17 protein-coding genes are annotated in these 24,752 nt (G+C 67.4%); 2 read left to right on the top strand and 15 right to left on the bottom strand.

What is annotated here, in order from left to right; genetic code table 11:
• Positions 1 to 7: 7 nt before the first annotated feature.
• The 12 genes from FJQ89_RS04970 to FJQ89_RS04915 are packed head-to-tail and all read right to left on the bottom strand — an operon-like array spanning position 8 to position 16,745.
• The gene (locus FJQ89_RS04970; RefSeq protein WP_141169300.1) at positions 8 to 2,443 is read right to left on the bottom strand and encodes a glycosyltransferase; all 2,436 of its coding nucleotides are present in this window, start codon (positions 2,441 to 2,443) and stop codon (positions 8 to 10) included.
• Positions 2,440 to 3,663, bottom strand: a complete 1,224-nt coding sequence (locus tag FJQ89_RS04965; protein WP_141169299.1) for a TIGR04063 family PEP-CTERM/XrtA system glycosyltransferase — start codon at positions 3,661 to 3,663, stop codon at positions 2,440 to 2,442. Before FJQ89_RS04965 ends, FJQ89_RS04970 begins: the two co-directional genes overlap by 4 nt.
• A 4-nt stretch (positions 3,664 to 3,667) precedes the next feature.
• On the bottom strand, positions 3,668 to 5,620 hold the full coding sequence (locus FJQ89_RS04960) for an XrtA/PEP-CTERM system amidotransferase (protein ID WP_141169298.1): 1,953 nt from the start codon (positions 5,618 to 5,620) through the stop codon (positions 3,668 to 3,670).
• A 10-nt stretch (positions 5,621 to 5,630) separates the two neighbouring features.
• Positions 5,631 to 6,845, bottom strand: coding sequence for a TIGR03088 family PEP-CTERM/XrtA system glycosyltransferase (locus tag FJQ89_RS04955; protein WP_141169297.1), 1,215 nt, complete (start codon positions 6,843 to 6,845; stop codon positions 5,631 to 5,633).
• A complete protein-coding gene (gene xrtA / locus FJQ89_RS04950; protein WP_141169296.1) occupies positions 6,835 to 8,397 on the bottom strand; it encodes an exosortase A in 1,563 nt (520 codons plus the stop codon). Before xrtA ends, FJQ89_RS04955 begins: the two co-directional genes overlap by 11 nt.
• The gene (locus FJQ89_RS04945; protein ID WP_141169295.1) at positions 8,394 to 9,695 is read right to left on the bottom strand and encodes a TIGR03087 family PEP-CTERM/XrtA system glycosyltransferase; all 1,302 of its coding nucleotides are present in this window, start codon (positions 9,693 to 9,695) and stop codon (positions 8,394 to 8,396) included. Before FJQ89_RS04945 ends, xrtA begins: the two co-directional genes overlap by 4 nt.
• A gap of 15 nt (positions 9,696 to 9,710) precedes the next feature.
• Positions 9,711 to 10,790, bottom strand: a complete 1,080-nt coding sequence (locus FJQ89_RS04940) for a FemAB family XrtA/PEP-CTERM system-associated protein (RefSeq protein WP_141172633.1) — start codon at positions 10,788 to 10,790, stop codon at positions 9,711 to 9,713.
• Complete coding sequence (locus FJQ89_RS04935; protein WP_141169294.1) at positions 10,790 to 11,644, bottom strand: XrtA system polysaccharide deacetylase; 855 nt, start codon at positions 11,642 to 11,644, stop codon at positions 10,790 to 10,792. Before FJQ89_RS04935 ends, FJQ89_RS04940 begins: the two co-directional genes overlap by 1 nt.
• A complete protein-coding gene (gene wecB, locus FJQ89_RS04930) occupies positions 11,641 to 12,801 on the bottom strand; it encodes a non-hydrolyzing UDP-N-acetylglucosamine 2-epimerase (protein ID WP_141172632.1) in 1,161 nt (386 codons plus the stop codon). Before wecB ends, FJQ89_RS04935 begins: the two co-directional genes overlap by 4 nt.
• Positions 12,802 to 12,822: 21 nt before the next feature.
• The gene (locus tag FJQ89_RS04925; protein WP_141169293.1) at positions 12,823 to 14,367 is read right to left on the bottom strand and encodes a TIGR03016 family PEP-CTERM system-associated outer membrane protein; all 1,545 of its coding nucleotides are present in this window, start codon (positions 14,365 to 14,367) and stop codon (positions 12,823 to 12,825) included.
• The gene (locus tag FJQ89_RS04920; protein ID WP_141169292.1) at positions 14,351 to 15,196 is read right to left on the bottom strand and encodes an XrtA-associated tyrosine autokinase; all 846 of its coding nucleotides are present in this window, start codon (positions 15,194 to 15,196) and stop codon (positions 14,351 to 14,353) included. The genes FJQ89_RS04925 and FJQ89_RS04920 overlap by 17 nt, the downstream gene beginning before the upstream one ends.
• A 19-nt stretch (positions 15,197 to 15,215) precedes the next feature.
• Positions 15,216 to 16,745, bottom strand: coding sequence for an XrtA system polysaccharide chain length determinant (locus FJQ89_RS04915; RefSeq protein WP_141169291.1), 1,530 nt, complete (start codon positions 16,743 to 16,745; stop codon positions 15,216 to 15,218).
• Between the two features lie 252 nt (positions 16,746 to 16,997).
• On the opposite strand from FJQ89_RS04915, the gene FJQ89_RS04910 reads away from it, so the two are divergent.
• Entirely contained in the window at positions 16,998 to 17,621 is a 624-nt protein-coding gene (locus FJQ89_RS04910; RefSeq protein WP_141169290.1) for an XrtA/PEP-CTERM system exopolysaccharide export protein, read from the top strand.
• A gap of 201 nt (positions 17,622 to 17,822) precedes the next feature.
• Positions 17,823 to 18,569: an N-acyl amino acid synthase FeeM domain-containing protein gene (locus FJQ89_RS04905; RefSeq protein ID WP_141169289.1), complete on the top strand. Its 747-nt coding sequence runs from the start codon at positions 17,823 to 17,825 to the stop codon at positions 18,567 to 18,569.
• A 1-nt stretch (position 18,570) separates the two neighbouring features.
• Here FJQ89_RS04905 and FJQ89_RS04900 read toward each other — a convergent pair whose 3' ends face one another.
• From FJQ89_RS04900 to prsT, 3 genes are read right to left on the bottom strand one after another with little or no spacing between them, the layout of a single operon-like run.
• Positions 18,571 to 19,353, bottom strand: coding sequence for a S1 family peptidase (locus FJQ89_RS04900; protein WP_141169288.1), 783 nt, complete (start codon positions 19,351 to 19,353; stop codon positions 18,571 to 18,573).
• Positions 19,350 to 21,845, bottom strand: a complete 2,496-nt coding sequence (locus FJQ89_RS04895) for a hypothetical protein (protein WP_141169287.1) — start codon at positions 21,843 to 21,845, stop codon at positions 19,350 to 19,352. The genes FJQ89_RS04900 and FJQ89_RS04895 overlap by 4 nt, the downstream gene beginning before the upstream one ends.
• Before the next feature lie 3 nt (positions 21,846 to 21,848).
• On the bottom strand, positions 21,849 to 24,632 hold the full coding sequence (gene prsT, locus FJQ89_RS04890; protein WP_141169286.1) for an XrtA/PEP-CTERM system TPR-repeat protein PrsT: 2,784 nt from the start codon (positions 24,630 to 24,632) through the stop codon (positions 21,849 to 21,851).
• Between the last annotated feature and the right edge of the window lie 120 nt (positions 24,633 to 24,752).

The following is a 24,752-nucleotide window of genomic DNA, read 5'->3' as shown; positions in this document are numbered from 1 at the left end:
CGCCGGCCTACGCCACCTTGCTCACCACATAGCGGTACTTGCCCGACGCCTCCGCCGCGATCTCGTCGACTTCCTCGATGACGATGTCCACCTGCGCGCCCAGCCTGGCCTGGAAACCGCGCACGATGGCGCTGTGCGTGGCGTCGTCCAGGCGCGCCACGCAGACCAGCAGCACGCGCGTGCGCAGCAGGCTTTCCTGGATGATTTTAAAACTGCGCACTTGCGGCAGCTCGCGCACGATGTAGACGAGAGCCAGGCCATGCATGACGGTGCCGTCAACCGCCGTGAGGAAATCCGTGCTGCGCCCTTCGATCTTGTGCAGCAGGGGCAAACCGCGTCCGCAGGCGCAAGGCTGCGTGCCCAGCGCACCCACGTCGCCGGTGGCGTAGCGGATGAAGGGGTAGTCCCGCGTGGCCAGGTGGGTGACGACGATTTCGCCCGTGGCCCCTGGCGGCAGCGGCCGGCCCTGGCCATCGACAATTTCCACGATGATGTCTTCGGCCGTGATGTGCATGCCGCCTTCCGGGCATTCGTGGGCGATGAAGCCCGCGTCGCGCCCGCCGTAGCCGTTGGCCACGGGGCAGCCGAAGACGGCGGCGATCTGCGCGCGCTGCTCCTCGTACAGTCGCTCGGCCGTGACGAACGCCACTTTGACGCCCAGGCCGTCGAGCGGCAGGTCTCGCGCTTGCGCGTGGCTGGCGATGCGGCACAGCGCGGACGGGTAGCCGAACAGCATGCGCGGACGCCAGCGGCGCAATTGCTGCACATAGCCATCGAGGCGCGCGGGCGACATGGCAAACGCGGGCAGCAGGGTTGTGCGCAGCAGCGCATCGCGCAGGCGGCGCAGGCGGTCTTGCGCCTGCAGCTCGATGGGCGAGCCCCACAAGACGGCTTCGCGGTCGCCGATATCGACGCCCCACCAGCGCGTGGCGCGCCACTTGGCGGCGATGTCGTGGCTGACCCTGCGCCGTCCCAGGAAAAACTGCAGCGGCTCGCCGCTGGAGCCGCCCGTGGCGAACGGGCGCAAACCCACGGCGCGGGCGGACTTGAAGCTGTCGCGCGCGCCAGCGATATCCGCCTTGCGCAGCAGCGGCAGACGCGCTAAATCGGTCAGTTGCCGCACCTGTTCCGGGTCGAAGCCGCGGCTGGAAAACAGCGCGCGGTAGTAGGGCACGTGCGCGCCCGCGTGGCGCAGCAGCGCGCGCAGGCGCGCCAGCCGCCACTCCTGCAGCTGCTGCGCGCTCCACCATTGCGAGCGTTCCAGCCGGCGCAGCAGGCGTACGCTGTGGTGGCCCTTGAGCCATTCATGCAGTGGAAACAGCCAGCGGGCCACGCAGCGCGTGTAGAAGCCGGGGCGCGGCGCGGCACGGATGCGGCGGTAATGCGCGGCCAGGCCGGGCGCGATGCCGGGCCAGCCGAAAGTGGCGGCGTGCGCCAGGCCCGCGTCTGCCAGCCTATGCGCGCGGCTCGGATCGCGCAGCAGCGCCAGGATGGCCTGCGCCATGGCGGCAGGATCGCCGGGCGGCACCAGCAACGCCGTCACGCCGTCCTGCAGCAGGGCGGGGATGCCGCCCACGTTGGTACTGACGACGGGCACGCCGCAGGCCAGCGCTTCGAGCACGGAAATGGGCATGTTGTCGGCCAGGCTAGGATTGAGGACGATGTCGCTGGCCTGGTACAGGGCCGGCATGGCGGCATTGTCGACGGGGCCGGCGAAGCGCACGGAGGCAAGAACGCCGAGCGACCTGGCCAGGCGTGTCAGCGCCGCGCGCTGCGGTCCGCCGCCGGCCAGCACCAGGCGCGCCGCGGGATAGCTTGGTCGCACGAGGGCAAAGGCGCGCACGGCGCTGGCGTTGTCGTACAGCGGTTCCAGGTGGCGCGCCACGAGGATGCACGGCCCAGCGTCGCCAGTCGCACGCGGCGCAGCCCTTGTAAAACGCTGCAAGTCCACCACGTTCGGCACGATGTGGGCCGTATGGCCATATTGTTCGAAAATGCCGGCCAGGTAGGCCGAGGGCACGACGATGGCGCTGGCGCGGCGCAGGCTGAACGCCACCAGGCGCGGCGAACGGGCAAAAAAGGCGGCCGCTTCGCCTCCACGGTAGTTGAGCAGGGCCGGCTTGCCTTTCAGGCTGGCGATCCACAATGCCGGCGCCGCGTGCAGATGCCAGGACCAGCCGGAATTGGCCATGATGTGGAACAGGTCCACCGTATTGGCCGTACGCCACAGGCGCCACAAGTGCACGGGCAGGCGCAGCGCCGCGCGCAGATAGCGGATGCGCTCCAGCCAGGGCGGCAGCACGGGGCCGTTGACGGCCAGCAGCTGCACTTGCGCGCCATCGTCGCGCAGCTTGCGCGCCAGTTGCGCCGTCTGGTTCGCCATGCCGCCGGCCGGCGGCGGCAGCGGGCCGACCAGGGCGATGCGCAGGCCAGAGAAGATCATGGCGCCACTCCCGCCACCCTGCGCGCCGCGGCCAGGCGCGCATACACGGGCGCATAGCGGCCCACGCTGGCGCTCCAGCTGCGCTCCGTCTCGACGAAGGTGCGCGCCTGGCGCCGCAGTACCGCGCAGCTGGCGGGCGCCAGCAGCAGGTGCAATACCGCCAGCGCCAGCGCTTCGGCATCGCCGGCGCGAAACAGCATGCCCGTCTTGCCATGTTCGACCAGTTCCCGGTGGCCGCCCACGTCGGACGCCACCACCAGGCGGCCCTGCGCCATCGCCTCTAACGGTTTCAAGGGCGTCACCAGTTCCGTCAGGCGCATGGGCAGGCGCGGATACACGCAGATGTCGACCAGCTGATAATACGCGGCCACCTGCGCATGCGGCACCCTGCCCGCGAAGACCACGGCGTACTCGATGCCCAGCTGCGTCGCCAGCGCGCGCAGCGCCGCTTCCTGCGGGCCGCCGCCGGCCAGCAGCAGCCGCAATGCCGGTTGCGCCGCCAGCAGGCGCGGCATGGCGCGCAGCAGCAGCGCCAGTCCCTCGTAGGCATAGAACGAGCCGATGAAGCCGATCACAGGATGACCATCCAGACCCAGCGTGCGGGCCAATGCTGGATTATGAGGGGCCTTGAAGGTGCCCGTATCGACGGCGTTCGGGATGACGGTAATTTTATGCGCGGGCACGCCGCGCGCGCACAGTTCGCGCCGCAAGCCGTCGCAGATGGTGGTGACGGCGTCGGCGCGGCGCAGCGCATAGGTTTCCAGCGCGCGCGTGAGCCGGTAGCGCAGGCCGCCGGGCCGGCTGCTGCCATGGTCGGCGGCCGCGTCTTCCCAGAAGGCGCGCACTTCATATACGACGGGAATGCCCAGCGCGCGGCCCGCGTTGAGGGCGGCGATGGCGTTCAGGGCGGGCGAATGCGCATGCAGGATGTCCGGCCTGGCTTGCCGCGCCAGTTGGCGCAGGCGCACGGCCAGGCCGATGATGACGGCCACCTGCCGCAGCACGGGCAGGCGCGCCCACCAGCGTGCATCGGGCGCCGTGCGGTAGAAATGCCAGCCGTCGATCAGCTGCTGCGCGCTGTCGGACGGCCCCTGCTTGGCGCTCGTGAGTTGCGTCGTGTGCCAGCCCAGCGCGCGCTGCTGGCGCAGGATGGCCAGGGTGCGAAACGTGTAGCCGCTGTGCAGGGGCAGCGAATGGTCGAGGATGTGCAGGATGCGCATGGCTTTACTCCACCGCCATGGCTGGCGCGGGCGCCGGCGCCTGGCGGCCGTCGACGGGCAGCACCTGGCGCAGGAACGCTTCGAACATCAGCAGCGCCCACAGGGGCGCGCTGTAGTCGCGCCGCCCGCTGGCATGCTGCTCGAGCAGCAGGCGCACGTAGTCCATGTCGAACAGGCCGCATTGCGCCAGGGTGGGGCCCAGCAGGCGCTGTTGCAGGCGCTGGCGCAGCGGGCCGCGCAGCCAGTCGGCCAGCGGCACCGAAAAACCCATCTTCTGGCGGTACAGCAGGGTGTCGGGCAGCAGCGGGCGCAGGGCTTTTTTCAGCAGATATTTGCCGACACCGCGTCGTAGCTTGAATTGCGGCGGCAGGCCGGACATCCACGCCACCAGTTCATGGTCGAGCAGGGGCGAGCGCACTTCCAGCGCATGCGCCATGCTGGCCCGGTCCACCTTGGTCAGGATGTCGCCGGGCAGGTAGGTTTTCAGGTCCAGGTACTGCACCTGCGACAGCGGATCTTGCGCGGGGCTGGCCAGCGCGTGGCGGCGCAGCACTTCGACGGCGCGGTAGCCGTGCAGGCTGCGCCGCAGCTCGGGGCTGAACAAACGCGCGCGCATGGCGTCGCCCAGCAGGCTGACGCCGTGAAAATACGCGTCCGTCGTGTCGCGCGCCAGGCCCTCGAAGGTGGTCTTGGCGCGCAGGAAGCGCGGCGCCCAGTCGGCCTTCGGGTACAGCCGCCCCAGGGTGCCGAACAGCGACTGGCGCAGGCCGGCCGGCAGCAAGGGGTCCATCGCCTTGCGCACTTTTTCTTCGCGCGTGTGCAGGCGGTAACGCCGGTAGCCGGCCAGGCTTTCATCGCCGCCATCGCCCGACAGGGCCACCGTGACGCGCTGGCGCGCCAGCTGGCAGACGCGGTAGGTGGGCATGGCGGAACTGTCGGCGAACGGTTCGTCGTACAGATTGGCCAGCAGGTCGATCAGCCCGAAGTCGTCCTGCTCGACCTGGCGCGCGTGGTGCGCCGTGGCGTAGCGGCGCGCCACCAGGTCGGCGTAGCGCGCTTCGTTGTACGCGGGGTCGCCAAACGAGATGGAGCAGGTGTTGACGGGCGTGGCGCTGGCGCCGGCCATCAGCGCCACGACGGCGCTGGAATCGACGCCGCCGGAAAGGAAGGCACCGAGCGGCACTTCGGCCACCATGCGGATGCGCACCGCTTCGCGCAGGCGCGCCAGCAGTTCGTCGGCCGCCTGCGCCTCGCTGGCGGGCGGATTCGGCGTGAATGGAATGTCCCAGTACGCTTGCGGCGCGGGCAGCGGCTGGCCCGCGCGGATGCAGAGGGTATGCCCGGGCGGCAGCTTGCGCGCGTGCTGGAAGATGCTGCGCGGCTCAGGCACGTAGCCGTAGGCGAAATACTCTTCCACGGCCAGCGGGTCGAGCACGCGCGGCATGGCCGGATGTGCGAGCAGGGCTTTGAGTTCGGAGCCGAACAGCAGGGTGCCATCCTGCGCCTCGCCGTAGTACAGCGGTTTCACGCCCAGGCGGTCGCGCGCCAGGAACAGCAGGTGGCGCCGGCGGTCCCACAGGGCGAAGGCGAACATGCCGCGCAGGCGCCGCACGCATTGTTCTCCCCACTGTTCCCAGGCGTGGACGATGACTTCCGTGTCGCTGCTGGTGCGGAAAGTGTGGCCGAACTGGCGCAGCTCGGCCATCAGGCTGCGGTAATTATAGATTTCACCGTTGAAGACGATGGCGATGCTGCGCTCGGCGTTGAACAGCGGCTGCTGGCCGCTGGCCAGGTCGATCACGGACAAGCGCCGGTGCGCCAGGCCCAGGCCCGGCTCGCGGTGCAATCCCCCTTCGTCCGGCCCGCGGTGGCGCAGGCTGTGGTTCATGCGCGCCAGCAGCAGCACATCGATGTCGCGCTGGCCCTGCAAATCAAAGATGCCGCTGATGCCGCACATGGGAGGCCTTTCAGGGATAAGTGGACAGGGGAGAGGGCTGGCGCGCGCCTGTCAGGCGGTCGTACACGGCCAGGTAGGCTCCCGCCATGGCGGGCAGGCTGTGCTCGGCCAGCACCTGGCGCCGCCCGCGCGCGCCGTGGCGCGGGCCCAGTTCGGGCATGCTGTAGTAGTCGAGCATGGCGTCGGCCAGCATCTCGGCAGAACCGGGCGGCACCAGGGTGCCGCTCCAGCCAGACTGCACCAGTTCCGCATTGCCGCCCACCTGCGTGGCGACGATGGGCAGCCCCGTCGCCATCGCTTCGAGGATGGTGTTCGAACTGCCTTCGGCCAGCGAGGGCAGCACGAACAGATCCATCGCGCGCAGCAGCTGCGCCACGTCGTCGCGCGCGCCGGGCAGCCAGGCCAGATGGGCCACGCCGGCCTGCTGCAGCAGCTCCAGGCAAGCCTGGCGGCACGGCCCGTCGCCGACGATGATCAGGCGCAGGCGCGCGCGGGCACCCGGCTGCGCCAGCAACAGCAGGAACGCCCGCACCAGCGAGGCATGGTCCTTGACGGCGGCCATGCGGCCCACGCTGCCGATGACGAAGGCGCCGTTGCACAGGAAGCCGGGCGGCCCGACGGCGGCCGGCGGCCCCAGGCGGGGATGGAATTGCACGCTGTCGACGCCATTGCCGATGTGCGATACCTGTGCGGGCGCCGCGCCGATGCTGTCCACCAGCCAGTGGCCCAGGTCGGCGCTGACGGCGATGAAGTGCTGCACCAGCGGCAGCATGCATTTGCGCAGCAGCCGGTATTTTCGCCGGGTGCCGTGCAAGTCGCTCATGTCGCGCCCGTGTTCGCCATGCACGCGCAGGCGCACGCCGGCCAGGCAGGCCAGCAGTTGCGCTTCGAGGCAGCCCAGGTTGCGCGTGTGCACGAGTGCCGGGCGCAGCTGTTTCAGTACGCGGTACAGGCGCAGGTAGTGGCGCCAGTCCTTGCCTTCGTGCTTGTCCAGGCTGATGACAGCGACACCGGGCGTGGTCAGACGCTGGCGAAACGCGGTGGCGTTCTTCAGGCAGACGATGGCGTGCCGGTAGCGCTCCGGCGGCAGATGGTTGATCAGGTTCACCAGGCCGTTTTCCAGCCCGCCCACGTCGAGCTGGTGGATCACATGCACGATCAGCGGGGCGCTGTTGGCCGCTACAGCGGTCTCGCGTGTGTGGCCAGCATCGGTGTCAGGGGCCATGCGGCAGCTCCTGCAGGCGTTGTTCGATGACGGGCAGCGCCGCCTGCAGGAAGGCGCGCAGGCGCGCGCGCGGCGGCGGCGCCAGCTCGTCGTAGGCGGCAAAGACGAGGATGTCGGCGCCATCCTGGCGCAAGCCAAGCAGCTTGGCTTGCGCCAGCAGCAGCTTTACCAGCACGGGTCGGGCCGTGACGATGCCGCCCTGGCGGTAGATGCGCCACACCAGCAGGCGTTCGCCACCGCGCCCCAGCACGCTTTCGCGCACGGCCAGGGTGCCGCCGGCCAGGGTGATGTCTTGCACGCGTTGCGCCAGTGCCAGCCAGCGCGCGCCATATGGCGAGGACTGGTGCGTCAGCAGTTCGGCATCGCGTGCCTGGCGTGCATACCAGTGCAGTTGCAGTCCCACCGGCGCGCCATCGCCGCGTGCATACATGGCGGCAAACCGCGCGGGCGTACCCGCATACGGCGCCTGCCACGCTGGAGCCGCATCATGCAGGCGCTGCCAGGCGGGCGGATCGGGCAAGGCCAGCACAGCGGGGGAACCGGGCGCCGCTGCGCCATCCTGGCGCTGGCTGGCCAGGGCCAGCGCCGGCCATAGCGCCGCCAGCAGCACGCAAGCCAGGCTGGCGCGCACGACGGCCTGCGGGCTGGCGCCGCGCCCGGCCGCGCATGGCACCGCGCGCGCGAGCGGCAATTCGCGCCAGCGCGCGGCCAGCCAGAACAGCAGCAGTACCACCAGGCCGAAGAATAGCCAGCCATAGATCAGGTGGTCGACGCCCACGGCCAGGCGCATGTTGCTCAGGTGGCCCAGCATCACGATCAGGTAGGCGCGCACGCCATTGGCCAGGACGGGCACCAGCAGGGCGGCGGCCATGACGGCCAGGCGCCGTCGCGCGCTGTGGCAGTGCACATGGGCGTACAGGGCGCCCAGGGCCAGCGCGGCGATCAGGTAGCGCAAGCCGCTGCACGCTTCCACTACCGACCAGTTACCGGTAGGCAGCGAAAAATTGTTGCCATCGCGAAATACAGGTACGCCCGTCCATTGCAGCGCGGTCACCGTGAAGGCGGCCGTGAAGTCGATCAGGGGATCGAGGAAGACTTCGCCAAACGGCACGGCCAGGAACAGATACGCGAGGGGAAAGGCCAGCAGGCGCACGGCCGGCCAGCCGAGGATGGCCAGCACGCAGGCGGGCAGCATGGCCGTGGCCGCATATTGTTCCACCACGGGCACGTTGGCGGCGTCGGCCAGCAGCCAGGCCAGGCCCAGCGCCCCCAGCAGCAGCAAGCCTTGCCACGACGGCCGGGGGGCCAGCGCGGCCAGGCGGGCGCGCTGGCGCCAGGCCAGCCAGCAACTGATGGGCACGATCAGGAAGCCGTGCGCGAAGGTCTGCGAGCGCGACCATAGTTCCAGCATCGACCAGAAGGTGGCGTGGTACAGCAGCACGACGGCGGCCAGGGCCAGCAACAGGATCGCCAGGGCTTGCTGCTGGCCCTGCGCATGCGGCAGGATGGCCGCGTCCGGCAAGCGGGCGACCTGGTCGAGCTGCACGCTCATGTGGATATCTCCCGCACGGGCAGCGTCGGCATGGCGGCAGTACCGGATCCGGTATCTGCCTCGGCCTCGGCCTCGGCCGGCAGGCCCAGCATGGCGCCCAGGCCGCGCAGATTGCGTTCCCAGTTGTAATCTTGCAACACCAGCTGGCGCGCCGCCGCGCCGATGGCCGCGCCGCTGCCTTCGTCACCGCCGCCCCGGGCGTTGCGCAGCACGCGCGCCGCATGGTGGATGAATTCGGCGTCGTCGCGCGCCAGCAGCAGTTCCAGGCCCGGCTGGGCGGAGATGCCTTCCAGCGCCTGCGGCGTGGCCAGCACGATCTTGCCCATCGCCATCGCTTCGAGCACCTTGTTTTGCACGCCGCGGGCGATGCGCAGGGGCGCCACGGCCAGCGCCGCGCCGGCCAGGTAGGGCCGGATGTCGGGCACCTTGCCCGTCACCACCACGCCGGCTACCTTGGTCAGCGCCGTCACGGCGGGCACGGGTGCGCTGCCGACGATATAGAACTGCAACTGGGGAAACTGGCGCCGCAGGGCGGGCCAGACGTGGCGCACGAACCATTGCACGGCGTCGATGTTGGGCCAGTAATCCATGGCGCCCGTAAACACCAGCGCCTGCACGCCGGGCGGATAGATTGCGCTCTGCGCCGGCATGGGCGTGAAATACGCGGTGTCGACGCCGTTATTGACATACCCCGTCTTGCGCCGCGCCATCGGCGCGCACTGGCGGAACAGGGCCGCTTCGGCGGGCGAAACGAAGCTGGCCGCCGTGAACTGGTGGGCGATATGGCGCTCGTACTGCAGCAGCAGCTGCGCTTCGCGCCGGTACAGCAGCGACAGGGGCCAGGGCTTGCTGTCGCCGTACTGGCGCCATTTGTCGGAATCGACGTCGACGAAATCGATCACGCGGTGCAGGGCGCGGCCCGCGCTGCCGTCGATGTATTGCGCCATGGGCCCGGAAAAGGCCAGCGCGTGGCGCACCTTGCCGCTAGACACCAAGCCATCGACCCATTGCAGCAGGCGTGCATCGCGGTAGTACTGCACGCTCATGGCTTGCCGCGAGAGCAGCGCCTGGAGGGCGCGCCAGCGGGCCGTGCCGCGCCGCAATTCAATGAAGCGCGTGCTGGCACACAGGGCGGCCACGGTTTTCGCGTGCTGCCAGTCGTCGTCATCGTCGATGAAACAGCCCAGGTGCACGCGGAAATGCCGGCTCAGGTACTGCAGCATGTGCCACGAGCGTATCTTGTCGCCCTTGTTGGGCGGATACGGCAGACGGTGGGCGAGGAATAATAGTTCGCGCATGGTGTGTCCCCTTGCTTAGCCCAGTTGCCGCACAATGTGCGGTCCCAGCAGGTTGGCCAGCGGCAGCGGCAGGCGGCGCCAGGCGCGGATGAACAGCGCGTAGTTGGGATTCAGAGGATTGACTTCCGGCAAGGCCGTGGCACGCACCAGCTGGTAGGCATACGGCAGCGGCTGCGGCGCAAACCCCCAGTTCTTCTTGAAGTCCCAGGCCCCCGTACCGAGCTTGCTGCGGCCGAAATCGAACAGGCGGTAGCCGCGTTCGCAGGCGCGGCGCATCGCTTCCCAGTACATGAAGTCGTTGGCGCCCGTGCTGCGCGCCAGCGGCGTGCCGCCGCCGTAATACGGCAGCACTTCATCGCGGAAATAGAACAGCAGCACGCTGGCCTGCGCCTGCTGGCCGTGGTAGACGGTAAGGATGTCGCAATCGTCGCCAAACACCGTGCGCAGCAGGGCAAAATGGCGGCGCGCGAAGACGGGCGTGCCCAGCCGGTGCACGCTGGCCGCATAGATCGGGTAAAAGTGCTGCAAGTCATAGTCGATGGCGCTATGCAGGCCGCCGGCCACGGCCTTGCGCACGACGGCGCGCTGCTTGCGCGGTATCGCCAGCAGGTTCTGTTCGGCATCCGGATGCAGGTGGCGGCGGAAGGTCGCGTACAGCGGTTTATGCAGCCAGGCAGCGTGTGCATTTCCTTTCATTTCGCGCCAGCGGTATTCCAGGTGCCCCACGCCGAGACGCCGCGCCAGCGCCAGCGCCGCTTCGTCGAGGGCCAGTCGCACGGCAGGGCTGCCGCCGGCGATGCCGCCGTACACGCAAAACGGCAGCGAGACGAGGGAGGAGCCGAACAGTCGGCTGCGCACATGCGCCAGCGGCAAGATAGCGGCGATGCGCCCGTCCTGTTCCGCATACAGGAAATGGCTGTCGTGTTTAAAACCTTGCTGCAGGATGGTGTGCCAGCCGGCGCGGTGAAAGAAGGTGGCTTCGGGACAGGCCTCGACAAAGGCATCCCAGCGTGCATGCTCGTGCGCCTGCAGGGACCGCACGGCAATGGCGGCGCTGGACGGCGCCCGGTCGGCAGGAAGGCTGGCCTCGTGCATCATGTGCTTTCCAAAAAGATACGGTCCATGCGGTCCCAGGTGAAGTCGGCCGTCAGGCGCGCCAGCCGTGCTTCCATGCGTCCCAGGTTCAGGTAGTGGCGAAAGCGCGTTTTCGCGCTCAGGCCCGGCGGGCGCGGCTGGCCGGGATCGAGTTCCCAGGGATGAAAGTAGAATATGCCAGCTTGCCCGTCGCGCGAATTGATGCGTCGCAAAAGCCAGCGCGACAGTGCATACGGCATCAATCTGAAGTAACCGCCGCCGCCGGCCGGCAGGTTGCGCCCGCGCAAGCGCACTGTGCTGACAGGCAATTCCAGCATGCCTTGCGGCCCGCGTGGGCGCCAGGCGAAGCGGGGTGCATCGGGCATGCCGTAATGGTCGTGGCGGATCGGATAGATGCTGGAACTGTAGCGGTAGCCCGCTTCCTGCAGTACGTCGAAGGCCCACAGATTGGCCGCGCCGATGGAAAAACTGGGCGCCCGGTAGCCGTGCACGGGCAGCCCCGTCAATTGCTCCAGGATGGTCTTGCTGCGGCGCACATCGTCGGCGAACTGCGCGGCCGGCTGGTCGCAGGCGCGCAGGTGCGCATAGCCGTGGCTGGCCACTTCGTGCCCCGCGCCGGCCACGCGGCGCAGCATGGCCGGATAGCGCTCGGCGATCCAGCCCAATGTGAAAAAGGTGGCGTGGATGCGCCGGCTTTCCAGCAGCAGCAGGATGCGCTCGATGTTCGCCTCGACCCGGCATTCCAGGCGGGGCCAGTCGGCGCGCGCGATGTGCGGCGCGAAGGCGGACACCTGGAAATAGTCTTCCACGTCGATGGTCAGCGCATTGCACAAGGTTACCGGTGGCGGCGTCATGGCGGTCCCCGGCGCGCCGCCAGCCAGGGCGCGATGACGGCGGCGATGCGCTCGGCTGCGTGGCCATCCCACAGGGGCGGAATGCGGCCCCGCTTGCCTCCCGTCTCGAGGATGGCGCGTGCCAGCGCGAGAATGGTTGCCGGCTGTGTGCCGGCCAGGGTATTCGTGCCGGCACTGACGGTGACGGGGCGCTCCGTATTGGCGCGCAGGGTCAGGCAAGGCACGCCCAGGGCCGTGCTTTCTTCCTGGATGCCGCCGGAATCGGTCAGCACCAGGCGCGCGCCCTGCATCAGGCCCAGCATTTCCAGGTAGCCCAGCGGCGGCAGGCAGACGATGGCTTGCCGCGCCAGCAAGGGTTCCAGGCCCGCCAGGCGCAAGCCGGCCAGGGTGCGCGGGTGGATGGGAAACAGCAGCGGCAGCTGGCATGCCAATTGCCCGAGCGCCTGCAGCAGCGCTTGCAGCTGCGCCGCATCATCGACGTTCGACGGCCGGTGCAAGGTCAACAGGCCATACGCGGGCGGACAGGCGTGGCCGTGCGCGCGCACGGTGGTGGCAGGCTTGACTGCGCGCGGCAGTTGCTGCCGCAGGCTGTCGATCATGACGTTGCCCGTGAAGTGGATGCGTTCGGGGGCGATGCCTTCGCGCAGCAGGTTGCCGCGCGCGCCTTCCTCGCTGGTCAGCAGCAGATCGGACAATTGATCCGTCAGCACGCGGTTGATTTCCTCGGGCATGCGCCGGTCGCCGCTGCGCAGGCCCGCCTCGACGTGGATCACGGGAATGTTCCGCTTGGCCGCCACCAGCGCGCACGCCAGGGTGGAATTGACGTCGCCCACCGCCAGCACGGCGTCGGGCGCCAGCGGCGGATGCGTGTCGAGCACGGCGTCGAAGCGGCGCATGATCTCGGCGGTCTGCTGCGCATGGTTGCCGGAGCCGACGTCGAGGCTGATGTCGGGCGCGCGCAGATTCAGATCCGAAAACAGCTGGCTATTCATGGCCGCATCGTAGTGTTGGCCGGTATGCAATAGCGTCACGCGCACGGCGGGCGCCTGGCGCGTCAGGGCGGCCAGGATGGGCGCCATTTTCATCAGGTTGGGGCGCGCGGCCACCACGCACAGCAGGTGCGCGGGCGCGGCGGACGGTAGCGAAGGATGGGACATGCTGGACATGCTGCTACCTCCTTAGAATTGCATGGTGAGCGTGGCGCTGACGCCGTTTTCGCGGTAGTTGCCGCCCCGGTTGCTGGTGTGCCGCATGTGCCGCACATCGATGCTGGCCGTCATGTTGGGCTGCAGGATGCGGCTGTAGCCGGCCGTCACGGTGATGTTGTTGTCGCGCCGGGGCACGCTCAGCGAGCGCACGCCAGCGTAGCCGGCATTGACATTCACGCTGGTGCGCGAATTGGCTTGCCAGCTCCAGCCCACATTGGCGCCGATCTGGCGCGTGCGGTCTTCGCTGCCGAACTCCATGCCGGGCAGCAAGGCGCTGTCGATGCCGCTGGCCGTTTGCGCCGTGCGGTCGACGGCCGTGACGCCGGCGACCAGCGTGCTTTTGCCCGTGGCGCGCGCCATTGTCAGTTTCAGCTGCTTTTGCAGGAAATAGCGGTGGCTGAAGTAATTGATGGCGCCCCGTTCCGGCCCCAGGCTGTTGGCGTAACGCAGGAAGGCATTGATGCGCAAGCGCCTGTCGCGCGCGTTGGGAAAGATGCCGCGCCATAATTGATCGAGCAACTGGCCCGCGTCGCGGTCGCCCAGGCGCGCAAACTGCGTGGGCATGGTGGTGATGTCTTCGCTGTAGCTCAGTTGCCAGTTGGTATGGCGCTGCAGGAAGTTGGCATCGAGGCTGTAGGTGGTGCCAAAAAAACGCTTGCCCGTGCTGAAAGCCAGGCTGGTGCGCGGCGACGGCGTCCACACGCCGCCCAGCGACCAGAAGCGGCCTTCCGGCGCCTTGCCGCTGCTCGACAGATAGCCTTCCTTTTCCATGCCGCCGCTGGCCGTGGCCGCCCATTTTCGGCTGAACGGATAGCGCAGGCCCACGCTGCTGCGCTGCATGCGCACGGGCGTCAGCTTGCTGTCCTGCGTGCGGCGCACATCGTGGCTGGCGTTCCAGGTCCAGCCCTGGCCGCGCGGTTCGCCGCTGAGCAGCAATTCCATCTCGTCGCTATGTACGGACAGCAGATCGCCGCCGCTGGCGACCGTATTGCGCGTATAGCGCAGCTCGGCCGTGGCCACGCCGCGGAAGCGGTGGCGCAGGTAGGGGCTGATGCTGGTGGTGCGCACCGTGCTGGTATTGTCCGTGTCGGGCAGCTCGTCGATCAGTTGCGGGCCGAACGGCGAGATGTTGCGCCGGCTCACGCTGGCGTTGGCATCGATGAAGAACCAGTCCTGCACCAGCTCGGCGTCGGCTGCGGCGTGCAAGTCGTGGTTGTCGCTATTGCCGCGCTGCCCCGAGAGGTATTTGTGCCAGCTGTAATCGAGGTTCACGCGCAGGCGCGGTCCCGTGCCGATGAGGGCGATGGCGGGCGCGATTTCCGTGATGAAGTCCGATTGCGCCTGGCCTGGCGGCGCGCGCAGCGCATTGTCCGTATAGCTTACACGCTGACGCAGCGACGGTTTCACCAGCCAGTCGACAGCAAAGGCCGGCAGGGGCAGCAGCAAAGAGAGCAAAGGCAGCAATGGCGGCAGCGCCAGCGGTAGCGACACCCGGCGGCTAGTCGTAATAGCCATAGCCGTAGTAGTCGTTGCCGGGGAACGATTTGGTCTTGTTGTAGATCAAATGAATGTGTTCGCACGCTTCGATCTGGCGCAGCGCTTCCTTGACGGCGTGCTGGGTCGTCGTTTCCGCCTCGACCACCATCACCACTTGGCCCATCTGTCCCACCAGCGCGTGCGCTTCGCTGGTAATGAGCAGGGGCGGCGAATCGAAGACGACGATGCGGTCGCTATAGCGGCTGGCGATCTCGGCCAGCAGGCGGCTCATGGCCCGGCTGGCCAGCAATTCCGTCGCGTGCTTGTTGCTGCGCCCGGCGGGCAGGATGCGCAGGTTGGCCACGTTGGTTTTCAGGATCACGTCCCCCATGGCCAGCTGCGGGTCGAGCAACACGTCCATCAGTCCAGGCTCGGGCGGCAGGCCCAGCACTTTCAGCACGGACGGGCGCGCCACGTCGGCATCGACCAGCAGCACCGTGATATCCATTTCCATGGCGATGCTCATGGCCAGGTTGATGGCGCAGTACGTCTTGCCTTCGCCGGGCATGGCGCTGGTGACGACGATCAGGTTGCCGTGGCGGATGGCCTCGGCGCCGCTGGCGCGCGCCTGGCGCAGCAGCGGGCGCTTGATGATGCGAAAATCTTCGGCCACCGAACTGCGCCCGCCTTCCTGCGTGAGCATGCCTTGCTCCGCCAGCCGGGCCAGGTTCAGGGGGCGGTAGCGGGGGTTGCCGGCCGCCGTTGCGCCATCATCCGCACCATCCGCAACATCTGGACCATAAGCCACGCTGGCCTCGGCCACGCCCAGGATCGTGGGTTCCTGCTTGCCGCTGTCCTTGCTGCTCATCGTCGCTCCCTTGGTGGCTCTAGAATTTCAGCAGCGCGGCCGTCATGACCCCGCCGTACAGAAGGAACAGGCTGCCCAGACAGCCGGCAAAGGCATAGCGGGCGCGGCGGCGGCGCACCTGCTGCAGCGGCGTCCAGTTCATCGATACCGTGCCCAGCACATTCAAGCCCGTGGCATCGCGCAGTTCGGCGGGGCTGAGGAAGGTGGGGCGCACCTGGCTGATCAGCAGTGCCGTGGCGATGCCGGCCACCAGGGCCGCGCCCAGCGCCGCGGAAAACAGCAGCGGACGGTTCGGGCCGACGGGCGCATATTGCACCGTGGGCGGGTCGATGATCTTGAAGGCCATCATCTCGGTGGTGGAACTGAGTTCGCCCGACAGCTTGGCCGCTTCGCGCCGGCCGATCAGCTTTTCATAGTTTTCCTTGTTGATGATGTAGTCGCGGTTCAGTTGCGCCAGCTGCGATTCCACCTCGGGCACGGCATTGCTTTGCGCCAGCAGGCGCTCATTGCGCGCGTTGTATTCCTGCACGCGGGCGCGGATGGCGGCCACCTTGGCGTCCGCGTCCGTCAGCGCCACCTTCAGCTGCTGCAGCATGGGGCTGTAGTTCTTGCCCGGATCGCCGGACGCCGTTTTCAGCTTGCTCTCCTCGATCTTGCGCTCTTCCAGCTGCGCAATGAGGCGCTTCGAGGCGATGATGTCGGGATGCAATTCCGTAAATTGCATGCGCAGGCTGTCCAGATTCTTGTTGAGCGAGCCGATGCGCTCATCGAGTTCCGGGTTCGTGATGGCCGAAGCGTTCGGCTCCAGGTCGAGCACCGGTTCGTCGCCTTCTATCTGGCTCAGGATGGCCTTGCGCGCCTGCTCCGCCTCGACCAGTTCCAGCTTGGCATTGTTCAGGCTATCGGATGACATCAGCAGCTGGCTGCCATAGTCGATGCCCTGGCGCGGCAGCAGCAGGTTGTTGCGGATCTTGAATTCCTTCACCAGGTTTTCCGCCGCGCTCAGCTTGTCCTCGTAATTCTTGATCTGCTCGTCGATGAATTGCACGGCTTTCTGCGAATCGCCCTTTTTTCCCTGGAAACTGCCTTCGACAAAGATGGTCAGCAGGCTTTGCACCACGTCGCGCACCAGCTTCGGGTCGCGCCCGCTGTAGCTGATGGTGTAGATATCGTAGGCGCTGGTGCCGCTGATCTTGATGCGGCTCATCAGCTCATCGAGCCGGGCTTCGTGTTCGCGCACGGTCTTCGAATTCAGGTCGAGGTCGACCATGCGCATGACGCGCTCCACGTTCGGGCGGCTGAGCAGGGTGCGGCTCATGATGGCCACCTGCTGTTCCGTGTTCGGCACGCTGGTCATGCCGGCCAACAGCGGCTTGAGGATGGTTTGCGTATCGACAAACACGCGCGCCGACGTCTGGAAGTCGTCGGGTAGCGTAATGACCTTGATGAAGCCGACTATTGCCACCAGCCACGCCACCAGCACCGCATGCCAGCGGTACTTCCAGATGCCTTTCAGGCTGGAAAGCAGTTGCTGTATCAATTGTTCCATGTCGCTTCCTTCTGGTGACGGTGCTGCACGGTCGATGGCTGGGCGGCGCGGACAACGGCGTCTTGCAAGAAATGCTTGCCTGTTGAGTAAGCAAAGTATAGGGCGCCTGTGAAGCAAGATTTCCCAAGATGATTGCTTCTTGATACGCCTCAAGGTTCCCTTGCCGGGTTTTAATAATCATAGGAAGTTCGCGGCCCAGGCTGGTTCTGCGGGGCCTGCCATGGACGCGCCATCGACTCGAAGAGGCCCCGCATGAATCCGTTTCGCCGTGCTTTTGTCTGCCACACGCTGCTCCTGGCCGGTAGCGCCAGCTTGCTGGGGGGCTGCCGCACACGCTATCCGCTGGCGCCCGCCGACGACAGCGCCCCCATGCACGACTATCTGATCGGCCCGGGCGACTCCGTCAACATCATCGTCTGGCGCAATCCGGAAGTGTCGCTGACGGTGGCCGTGCGGCCCGATGGCAAGATCACCACGCCGCTGGTGGAGGATTTGGCCGCCAGCGGCAAGACTTCGACCCAGCTGGCGCGCGATATCGAGCAAGCCCTGGGCAAGTTTATCCAGCAACCGGTGGTGACGGTCATCGTCACCAATTTCTCGGGCCCGTATGGCGAGCAGATCCGGGTCATCGGCGAGGCGGCCAAGCCGCAGGCGCTGCCGTACCGCCTCGGCATGTCGCTGATGGACGTGCTCATCGCCGTGGGCGGCATCACTGACTTTGCCGCCGGCAACAAGGCCAGCATCATCCGCATGCGCGACGGCAGCCAGCAGCAGCTGCGCGTGCGTCTGGACGATCTGCTCAAGAGTGGCGATATTTCCGCCAACGTCATGATGCGGCCGGGCGACGTGCTGCTGATACCGGAGAGCTTTTTTTAGCAGCAGGCTCGGCAATATCAAAACAGCACTTATATTTGTCAATTTGTACTTGCGGGCAAATTTCAGCATGCAATTTTGCTATTGAATAGTATATTTCTTCTGTTTTTTTTGCCTGACGCGGGAACTTCTCTGCTTTTTATCTTGTCACAAGGCATTGGCTTCAGTCCGTCTTGACGGCTGCCCAATGAACGTGAGGACAAGATGAGCTTTCAAGATGAACCTATTATTTCCTTCGACACGCCCGGTGCTTTCAGTGACCTGGTGGTGGGCGAGGGCCAGATCGACCCGGCCATGGAGCACGAGCTCGACCTGCAGCGCTTTCATATCCGCATGGCCAATTCGCGTGGCCGCCGCGAGGCGGCCAGTTTGCTGATCCGCAAGATGTATGGCTGGCGCGGCTATGCTGTCGATCCCGGCATCGCGCATGCGCTGAATAAAATTACCCTGTTTGCGGAAACGGCAGGCACCACCGTCGGCACCATGACCCTGTGCCTGGACAATGACGAGACGGGCTTGCCCGCCGATGAAAACTTTCGCGACAAGCTCGACGTGCTGCGCGAGCAGGGCCGGCGCCTGTGCGAACCGTCGCGCCTGGCCATCGACAAGGGCGTGAGCAAGCGCGTGTTCGCGGCACTGATTCATATTTCTTATATCTATGCCCACAATATTCACGGCTTTACGGATTACGTGATCGAAGTCAATCCACGTCATGTGGTGTTTTACAAGCGCATGCTGGGTTTCAAGGATTTTGGCGGCGAGCGAGAGTGCACGCGCGTGGGGGCGCCGGCCGTATTGCTGCGCCTGGACCTCGACTACATGGGGGCCCAGATCCGCAAATACGGCGGCATGATGGAACAGCATGGGGGTGAACGATCGTTTTACCCCTTTTTTTTTCCGACATGGGATGAACCAGGCATTACCGACCGGCTCAGGCAGGGGCGCAACTGATTCATTTGTTTTTCAGCAGGATCGCCTGCATGTGGCTGCCCGGAATCGCGTAGGTGATGCCGCTGGGCGCGGTGATGGCCGCCTCTTTCAGGCCCTTGACATACACCATGTTGACGATGCCATAGACGAGACCCGTCCCGGGATCGAACAGGGGGCTGCCGCTGCTGCCCGGATACGCCGTCGCGTCCAGCTGGAACACCGTGTACGGCGCTTTTTGCAGTTGCGCCAGGCGCCGGGTGTCGAGGCGCTGCGCCGTTGCGCTGGGCCTGACCACCGGCGTCAGCGACGATACGGTGGCGCGGTGCGTCACGTGGTGCAGACCCAGCAAGGTACCCAGCGGGAAGCCGGTAAAGGCCATGGCCTGGCCTTCGCGCACCGTGCCCGCGTCGCCCAGCGCCAGGGCCGGCAGGGGTGCGCCGGCCAGGCGCAGCAAGGCCAGGTCGTGCTCCGTGTCCAGCGCCTGGATTTTGGCAGGGCGAAATTGCGCCGCCTCGCCCTGGCCCGTGAGTATGCCGATCACTTCGTTGGGATTGGCATCGAGCAGTTTTTGAATCACATGGGCGCAGGTCAGCACACTCAAGCCGTCGCCTGCCACGAAACCCGTGCCGAAGAAATTCATCGGTGGCGTGCGCGTCGCTTGCAGGCTGCCCACGCCGACGATGGACGGCTTCACGCGCGCAATGACTTGCGCCAGGTCTTGGTCGGCACGGCAAGGCGCGCTGGCCACAGCCAGGATCAGGCCGGACAGCAGGGCAGAGGAGAATGTCAACGGCAGGGCTTTCATGGCGGCGTGCTTTCAGGGGGAGGAGGTTGCGGGGGCTGCAGCAATGCGCACAGCAGCATCAGATAGCACAGCAGGGCGATACGCGGCACGTCGAGCAGGCTGTCGAACAGGCCGACGACGAGAAAACCCAGCAGGGCGGCGGCGCAGGCTAGCGCGCACTGGTTGCCCCCCGTGGCCTGGCGCAGCAGGCGCAGGCCGGCCAGGGAAAGCAGGGCCAGCAGGGAAAGTGCCCCGCACCAGCCCATTTCCACCAGCACATGCAGCGCCAGGCTCTTGATATGCCACGGCAAGTGATGGTGGTCGCTGCTGAAAAACCAGTAATTGTTGGCCTGCGTAAAGCGCCCGTTGGCGATCAATTCCTCGCCGCCCGGCGCGCGCAGGCTCAGATTGTCGACGTCGATCACGGACGAGGTGGCCGTGCCGCTGGCCGCCAGTTCCAGCTGCACGGGCGGGCGCAGCAGCCAGGCGCCCGCGCCCAGCCATTTGCTGTCAAACGGCACTTCATAGTGCTGCCAGGCCGGCACGGGACTGCCAGGCGGCGGTGCCTGCAGGCGCAGGGGGACAGGCACGCAAGCTTGTGCGTACAGCAATTGTCTCTGGCACAAGCGCACCAGCAACACGGGCATGGGTCCGCTTCGGCGCGCGTCCAGCGCCAGCGCGTAGTGCGTGGCCGGCTGCAGCGGCAGGCGTTGCAGCAGCCGCAGCAGTTCGCCATAGCCGGCGCTGTAGCCGGGACTGGCCAGGCGCACATAGGTGTTGCCGGCAGTGCCAGGCTCGCCCTCTTCTTGCGCATAGGCGATGCTGGCCGGCACTTCGCGCCCCGGATTGTGCCAGTAGTACGTGGCGGGAAAGCTGCCCATGCCCATGCCGAACAGCTGATCGTCCCAGTCGGACGGCTGCATGGCCAGCACTTGCCGCCAATGGCGCAGGCGGCCTTGCAGGTCGAAGGCCGTGGTGGCGAAGCGTTCGGTGGCGTAATAGCTGGCCGAGACGGGGATGGCCAGCAGCAGCAGGATGCCGGCCGCGCCCGCGATGCTCAGGCTGGCCCGGTCCAGCCGCCATAGCGGCGCGCGCAAGCGTCCATTGCACAGCATCAGCATGGCCAGCAACACGACCAGCCCGGCCGGCGCCAGGGCGGGAGCACCGGCCCAGTGCCAGCCTATCCAGACGAGATTGCACGCCAGCATGGTCCACGCCATCATCGCCAGGACCAGCCTGGCAGGGCCTTTGCCGGCAGCGCTGCCCGGCCACAGGGTGCAGGGCAGCAGCGCGCCCGCCAGCAGCACGGCGGCCAGCAGGAACAGGAAATACGGGCCTTTCAGCCAGCCGGCAGCCGGCTGGCCGGCCCCTTCCGGCCACCAGCTGGCCAGCAGCCCCTGCAGGCACAGCGCACACAGCAGGCTGGCCGGCGCCAGGCGCCACGGCAAGGGCCGTGCCGCCAGCACGAAGCTGGCCGTGAGCAGGATGACGGCGGCCAGCAAGCCACGGTAGCCGGCCAGGCTGAACATGTAGCCGAGCAGGACGGTGCCCAGGCCGGCCAGCAGCAGCATCAGCAAGGGTTTGCGCATGGCTCGCCGGCCCGTCGGGCGCAGCGCCGCGCCGGGGATTGTCCGCAAGGTCTGCCACAAAACGAGCAGCACGGCCGCCGCCAGGGCCGCGTACAGGCCCCGTGAAAAGGTGGTACATGCCGCGTGCAGGGCCAGTGCCAGCAGCAGCAAGGCCAGCGCAGCCTGCCAGCGGCTGCGCGCGCGCGCCAGCCACAGGCCGGCAAATGGCAGGCTCAGGGCCAGATAGCCGTCCAGCGCGGCGCCGCCCGTGTGCATGGCGGAAAACGGCGCCGTGATGCGGTAGTCGCTGGACAGGTTCGTCAAACCGGGAAACACGGCCCGCTCCCACAGCGCGAACAGCGACACCATGGCCAGCCCGGCCAGCATGCCCGGCAGCGCATAGCGGCGCAGGGCGGACGGATCCCCGTCGCGCAGCAGCAGCGGCAGCAGCAGCATGCTCCAGGCCCAGGCCTTGCCCAGCCGCAAGCTGTTGTAGGGGCTCAGGTAATTATCCCAGGCATACGCATCGAGGGGCGGCAGCGGCAGCACGCCGCGCAGCAGCGCTGCCAGCCAGGCCAGGCTGCACAGCAGCAGGCAGGCGCGGGCGGCGGGCGAAAGCTGCGCCGCCGCGCTCCGGGCCGGTTCGCCCAGGCGCCAATAGCCGCAGGCTACCGTCAGCAACAGCAGCACGTCGATTTCTTCGAGGAAGAACCAGCCCGTCCACGGCGCCAGGTCGAGCACGGGCAGCAGGGCGGGAACGCAGAACAGCCAGCAGGCGGGACGCCAGCACAGCAGCAGGAAATAGGCTGGCAGCAGGGCGGCAAACAGCAGGCCAGGCCAGCCGTGGCCCAGCGGATAATGGCGCAGGCCCAGCATGCAGGCCACGCCCGCCAGCAAGGCCAGCAGCCGTGCTGCCAGGCCGGGCAGGGCCGTGTACGCCAGCATGGCCTAGAGCTGGGTCAGCAAGGCCTGCGCCTCGGCCCGCTGCGGGAACTCCTTGTTGGCGGCAAGCAGCTGTTCCAGTTGCTTGCGCGCCCCCGGCTTGTCGCCCGATTTCGCCAGCGCCGCACCCAGGTGGTACTGGATGTCGGGCGACTTCGGCGCCAGGCCGGCCGCCTTGCGCAGCAGGGTGGTCGCCCGCTTGACGTCGCCCTGTTCCAGCACGATCCAGCCCAGGGTGTCGAGCACGATGGGGTTGTCCGGCACCAGCTTGAGCGCCTGCTCGGCCGTCGCCAGCGCGCGCGGATCTTTTTCCTGCTGGTACGCCCACGCCAGGTCGTTCAGCGCCGCCACATTGGCCGTATCCTTGGTCACGATGTACTGCAGCTGTTCGATGGCCGCGCCGTATTGCTTTGCCGCCAGCCTGGCGCCGGCCAGGTAGCTGCGCACGCCAAGGTCATCGGGCTTGTCCTTCAGCCAGGCCGCCATGCGCGTATCGGCCTCGCGCACCTGGCCCGCGGCCAGCATGGCGCGGTGCAACTGCACCTGCATGGGGCCGATATTGCTGAGCTGGATGGCGTGTTGGTACAGCTTGACGGCTTCCTGCGGCAGTTTCTGCGCCATCAGCACGTCGCCTTCGAGCTTGTAGCCGGCGGCCAGCGTCGGTTGCTGTTGCTGCACCTGGCGCGCCACGGCCAGCGCGTCGTGCTGGCGGTTCAGGCCCAGCAGCAGCGACACTTCGACCACGCGCGCTTCGAGCAGGGTGGGATCGAGCAATTGCGCCCGCTTGGCCGCTTGCAGCGCATTCTGGCGGTCGCCCAGCGCCAGGTGCAAGCTGGCGATGCGCATCTGCAGCGGTGCCGACGTCGTCTGTATGCTGGCCAGCTTGCTGTAGCTGTCGAGCGCCGCCTGCGTCTGGCCGGCGCCGTATTCGACCTGCGCCCGCAGGGCCAGCGCATCGGCGTCGTCCGGGTGGCCCGACTGCAGGGTGCGTGCCAGTTCCAGCGCCTTGTCGGGCGCGCCTGTCTGGAGGTAAAAGTTACTCAGCAGCAGGGCCGGCGCGACGGCGTCGGGATTGTCGCGGTGGGCCCGTTCCAGCCAGCGCCGCGCCTCGTCCGTCTTGCCTTGCGAAGCGGCCAGCTTGGCCAGCGCCGCGCACAAGTCGGCATTTTTTGGCGCTTTCGCCAGCGCCCGCTCGAAGCGCTGTTTCGCTTGTTCCGGCTTTTTCCCGGCCAGGTCGAGTTGCGCCAGGTTGTTCAGCGCCGGTAGATAGACAGGGTCCATCCCCAGCGCCTGCTCGAAACTGGCGCGCGCGGCGGGGACGTCGCGCAAGGCCATGTAGACGCCGCCTTTCAGGTTCAGCAGCAGGGGATTCGTGCCTTTCTGCTGCTGTTCCAGCATCTTGACGGTGGCCAGGGCCTTGTCATTCTGTTTGTTGCGCAGCAAGGTCAGCACCAGCATGGAGCCCACCTGCGGCGTGCTCTTGTCGAGCATGCTGGCGCGTTCCAGTTCGTCGATGGCACGGCTGTTCTCGCCCAAGCCCAGGCGGCTGATGCCCAGCGCCGCATGCAGCCTGGCCGTGTCCGGCGCCAGGGTATTGGCCTTTTCGAAATATGCTGCGGCCTTGTCGTAGCGGCGCGCGCGCAAATGCGCCTCGCCCGCCAGCGACAGCAGTTCCACGTCGTCGGGAGCGGTGGCCAGCACGGGCAGCAGCAAGTCGAGGGCCGCATCGGTCTTACCGCGCATCAGTTCGATCGACGCCATCATCTTGAGCGCGTACACATGTTTGGGATAGACGGCCAGGAAGCGCTGCAGATAGCTTTCCGCCAGTTGCGGCGAGCCCAGCTTCAGCTGCACGGCGCCGGCCAGCAGGATGGACGGCATGTGCTCGGGCGCCACCTTGAGCACCAGTTGCAACGATTGCAGGGCCGCCTTGTTCTTGCCCTGGCGGAAATCGAGCAGCGCCTGGGCCTGCAGCAAGCCCAGGCTGTTGGGCGCCGTCTTGCGCGCCGTGGCCAGCTGGGCCGCCGCTTCCAGGTAGCGGTTTTCCAGCAGATCGAGGTTGGCCAGGTCGATATGGGCCTGGGTATTGTCCGGCTTGAGCTTGAGAATCTGCATGTAGGCGAGGCGCGCAGCACCGTTCTTGCCTTGCAGGCGCTGCAGGTCGCCCTGCAGCCGCAAGGCGTCGAGGTTGGCGGGCGCGCTCTTCAACGCCTGGGCCAGCAGCAGCTCGGCCGCCGGCACCTGCTGCTCCAGCGCCGCCAGCCGCGCCAGGCCCAGCAAGGCCTCAACCTGGCCGGGACGGGCTTCGAGCAGGCGCGCAAACACGGCGCGCGCCTCGTCCCGGCGGCCCACGGCCAGCAAGGCATCGCCGCGCAGGGCCAGCAGGCTGGCCGGCTGCGCCGCATCATCGGCGATCTCGGCCAGTACCTTGTCGAACTGGCCCAGCATCAGCCAGGCCTTGCCCAGCAATGGCATCACTTGCTGCGCCGGCGTGCCCAGCGACTTTGCTCTGCGCAATTCTTTCTCGGCCGACAGCGCTTCGCCCGTGTCGATATAGATGCTGCCCAGCAGCAAGCGCGCCGCCGCATTGTCCGGCTCCTGTTGCAGCAGGTTCTTCAACTGGATGATGGCGGCGCGCGCCTCGCCCTTCTGGCGGTACTGCTGCGCGTCGGCCAGCAGCGATGCGCTGCTCTGCGTGCCGTGGCACCCCGTCAGCAAGGGCAGCAGCAGGGTGCAGCACAGCGCGGCGGCCGGCAAGCCGGGGAAAGGGCGGGGCAGGGTACGGGCCATGGAAGTCTCCGGTAGCGGCGTGCATGAAAGATGGGCATGGCCTAGCTTAAAAAGATGGGCGCCGCTCTCCTTGATTGCGCTCAACAAGCCGCCGATTGTCCGCGCGCCTGCCTGGCGCCG

The organism is Janthinobacterium tructae (assembly GCF_006517255.1).
In the GTDB taxonomy this organism is placed as follows: Bacteria; Pseudomonadota; Gammaproteobacteria; order Burkholderiales; family Burkholderiaceae_D; genus Janthinobacterium; species Janthinobacterium tructae.
Note: the sequence above shows the minus strand (reverse complement) of the source record. Positions and strands in the feature narration are given on the sequence as shown.

Excerpts from the sequence above, each read along its gene's own strand:
- FJQ89_RS04970 (WP_141169300.1), bottom strand. The coding sequence starts at position 2,443 with ATGATCTTCTCTGGCCTGCGCATCGCCCTGGTCGGCCCGCTGCCGCCG.
- FJQ89_RS04965 (WP_141169299.1), bottom strand. The coding sequence starts at position 3,663 with ATGCGCATCCTGCACATCCTCGACCATTCGCTGCCCCTGCACAGCGGC.
- FJQ89_RS04960 (WP_141169298.1), bottom strand. The coding sequence starts at position 5,620 with ATGTGCGGCATCAGCGGCATCTTTGATTTGCAGGGCCAGCGCGACATC.
- FJQ89_RS04955 (WP_141169297.1), bottom strand. The coding sequence starts at position 6,845 with ATGGCCCCTGACACCGATGCTGGCCACACACGCGAGACCGCTGTAGCG.
- xrtA (WP_141169296.1), bottom strand. The coding sequence starts at position 8,397 with ATGAGCGTGCAGCTCGACCAGGTCGCCCGCTTGCCGGACGCGGCCATC.
- FJQ89_RS04945 (WP_141169295.1), bottom strand. The coding sequence starts at position 9,695 with ATGCGCGAACTATTATTCCTCGCCCACCGTCTGCCGTATCCGCCCAAC.
- FJQ89_RS04940 (WP_141172633.1), bottom strand. The coding sequence starts at position 10,790 with ATGCACGAGGCCAGCCTTCCTGCCGACCGGGCGCCGTCCAGCGCCGCC.
- FJQ89_RS04935 (WP_141169294.1), bottom strand. The coding sequence starts at position 11,644 with ATGACGCCGCCACCGGTAACCTTGTGCAATGCGCTGACCATCGACGTG.
- wecB (WP_141172632.1), bottom strand. The coding sequence starts at position 12,801 with ATGTCCCATCCTTCGCTACCGTCCGCCGCGCCCGCGCACCTGCTGTGC.
- FJQ89_RS04925 (WP_141169293.1), bottom strand. The coding sequence starts at position 14,367 with ATGGCTATTACGACTAGCCGCCGGGTGTCGCTACCGCTGGCGCTGCCG.
- FJQ89_RS04920 (WP_141169292.1), bottom strand. The coding sequence starts at position 15,196 with ATGAGCAGCAAGGACAGCGGCAAGCAGGAACCCACGATCCTGGGCGTG.
- FJQ89_RS04915 (WP_141169291.1), bottom strand. The coding sequence starts at position 16,745 with ATGGAACAATTGATACAGCAACTGCTTTCCAGCCTGAAAGGCATCTGG.
- FJQ89_RS04910 (WP_141169290.1), top strand. The coding sequence starts at position 16,998 with ATGAATCCGTTTCGCCGTGCTTTTGTCTGCCACACGCTGCTCCTGGCC.
- FJQ89_RS04905 (WP_141169289.1), top strand. The coding sequence starts at position 17,823 with ATGAGCTTTCAAGATGAACCTATTATTTCCTTCGACACGCCCGGTGCT.
- FJQ89_RS04900 (WP_141169288.1), bottom strand. The coding sequence starts at position 19,353 with ATGAAAGCCCTGCCGTTGACATTCTCCTCTGCCCTGCTGTCCGGCCTG.
- FJQ89_RS04895 (WP_141169287.1), bottom strand. The coding sequence starts at position 21,845 with ATGCTGGCGTACACGGCCCTGCCCGGCCTGGCAGCACGGCTGCTGGCC.
- prsT (WP_141169286.1), bottom strand. The coding sequence starts at position 24,632 with ATGGCCCGTACCCTGCCCCGCCCTTTCCCCGGCTTGCCGGCCGCCGCG.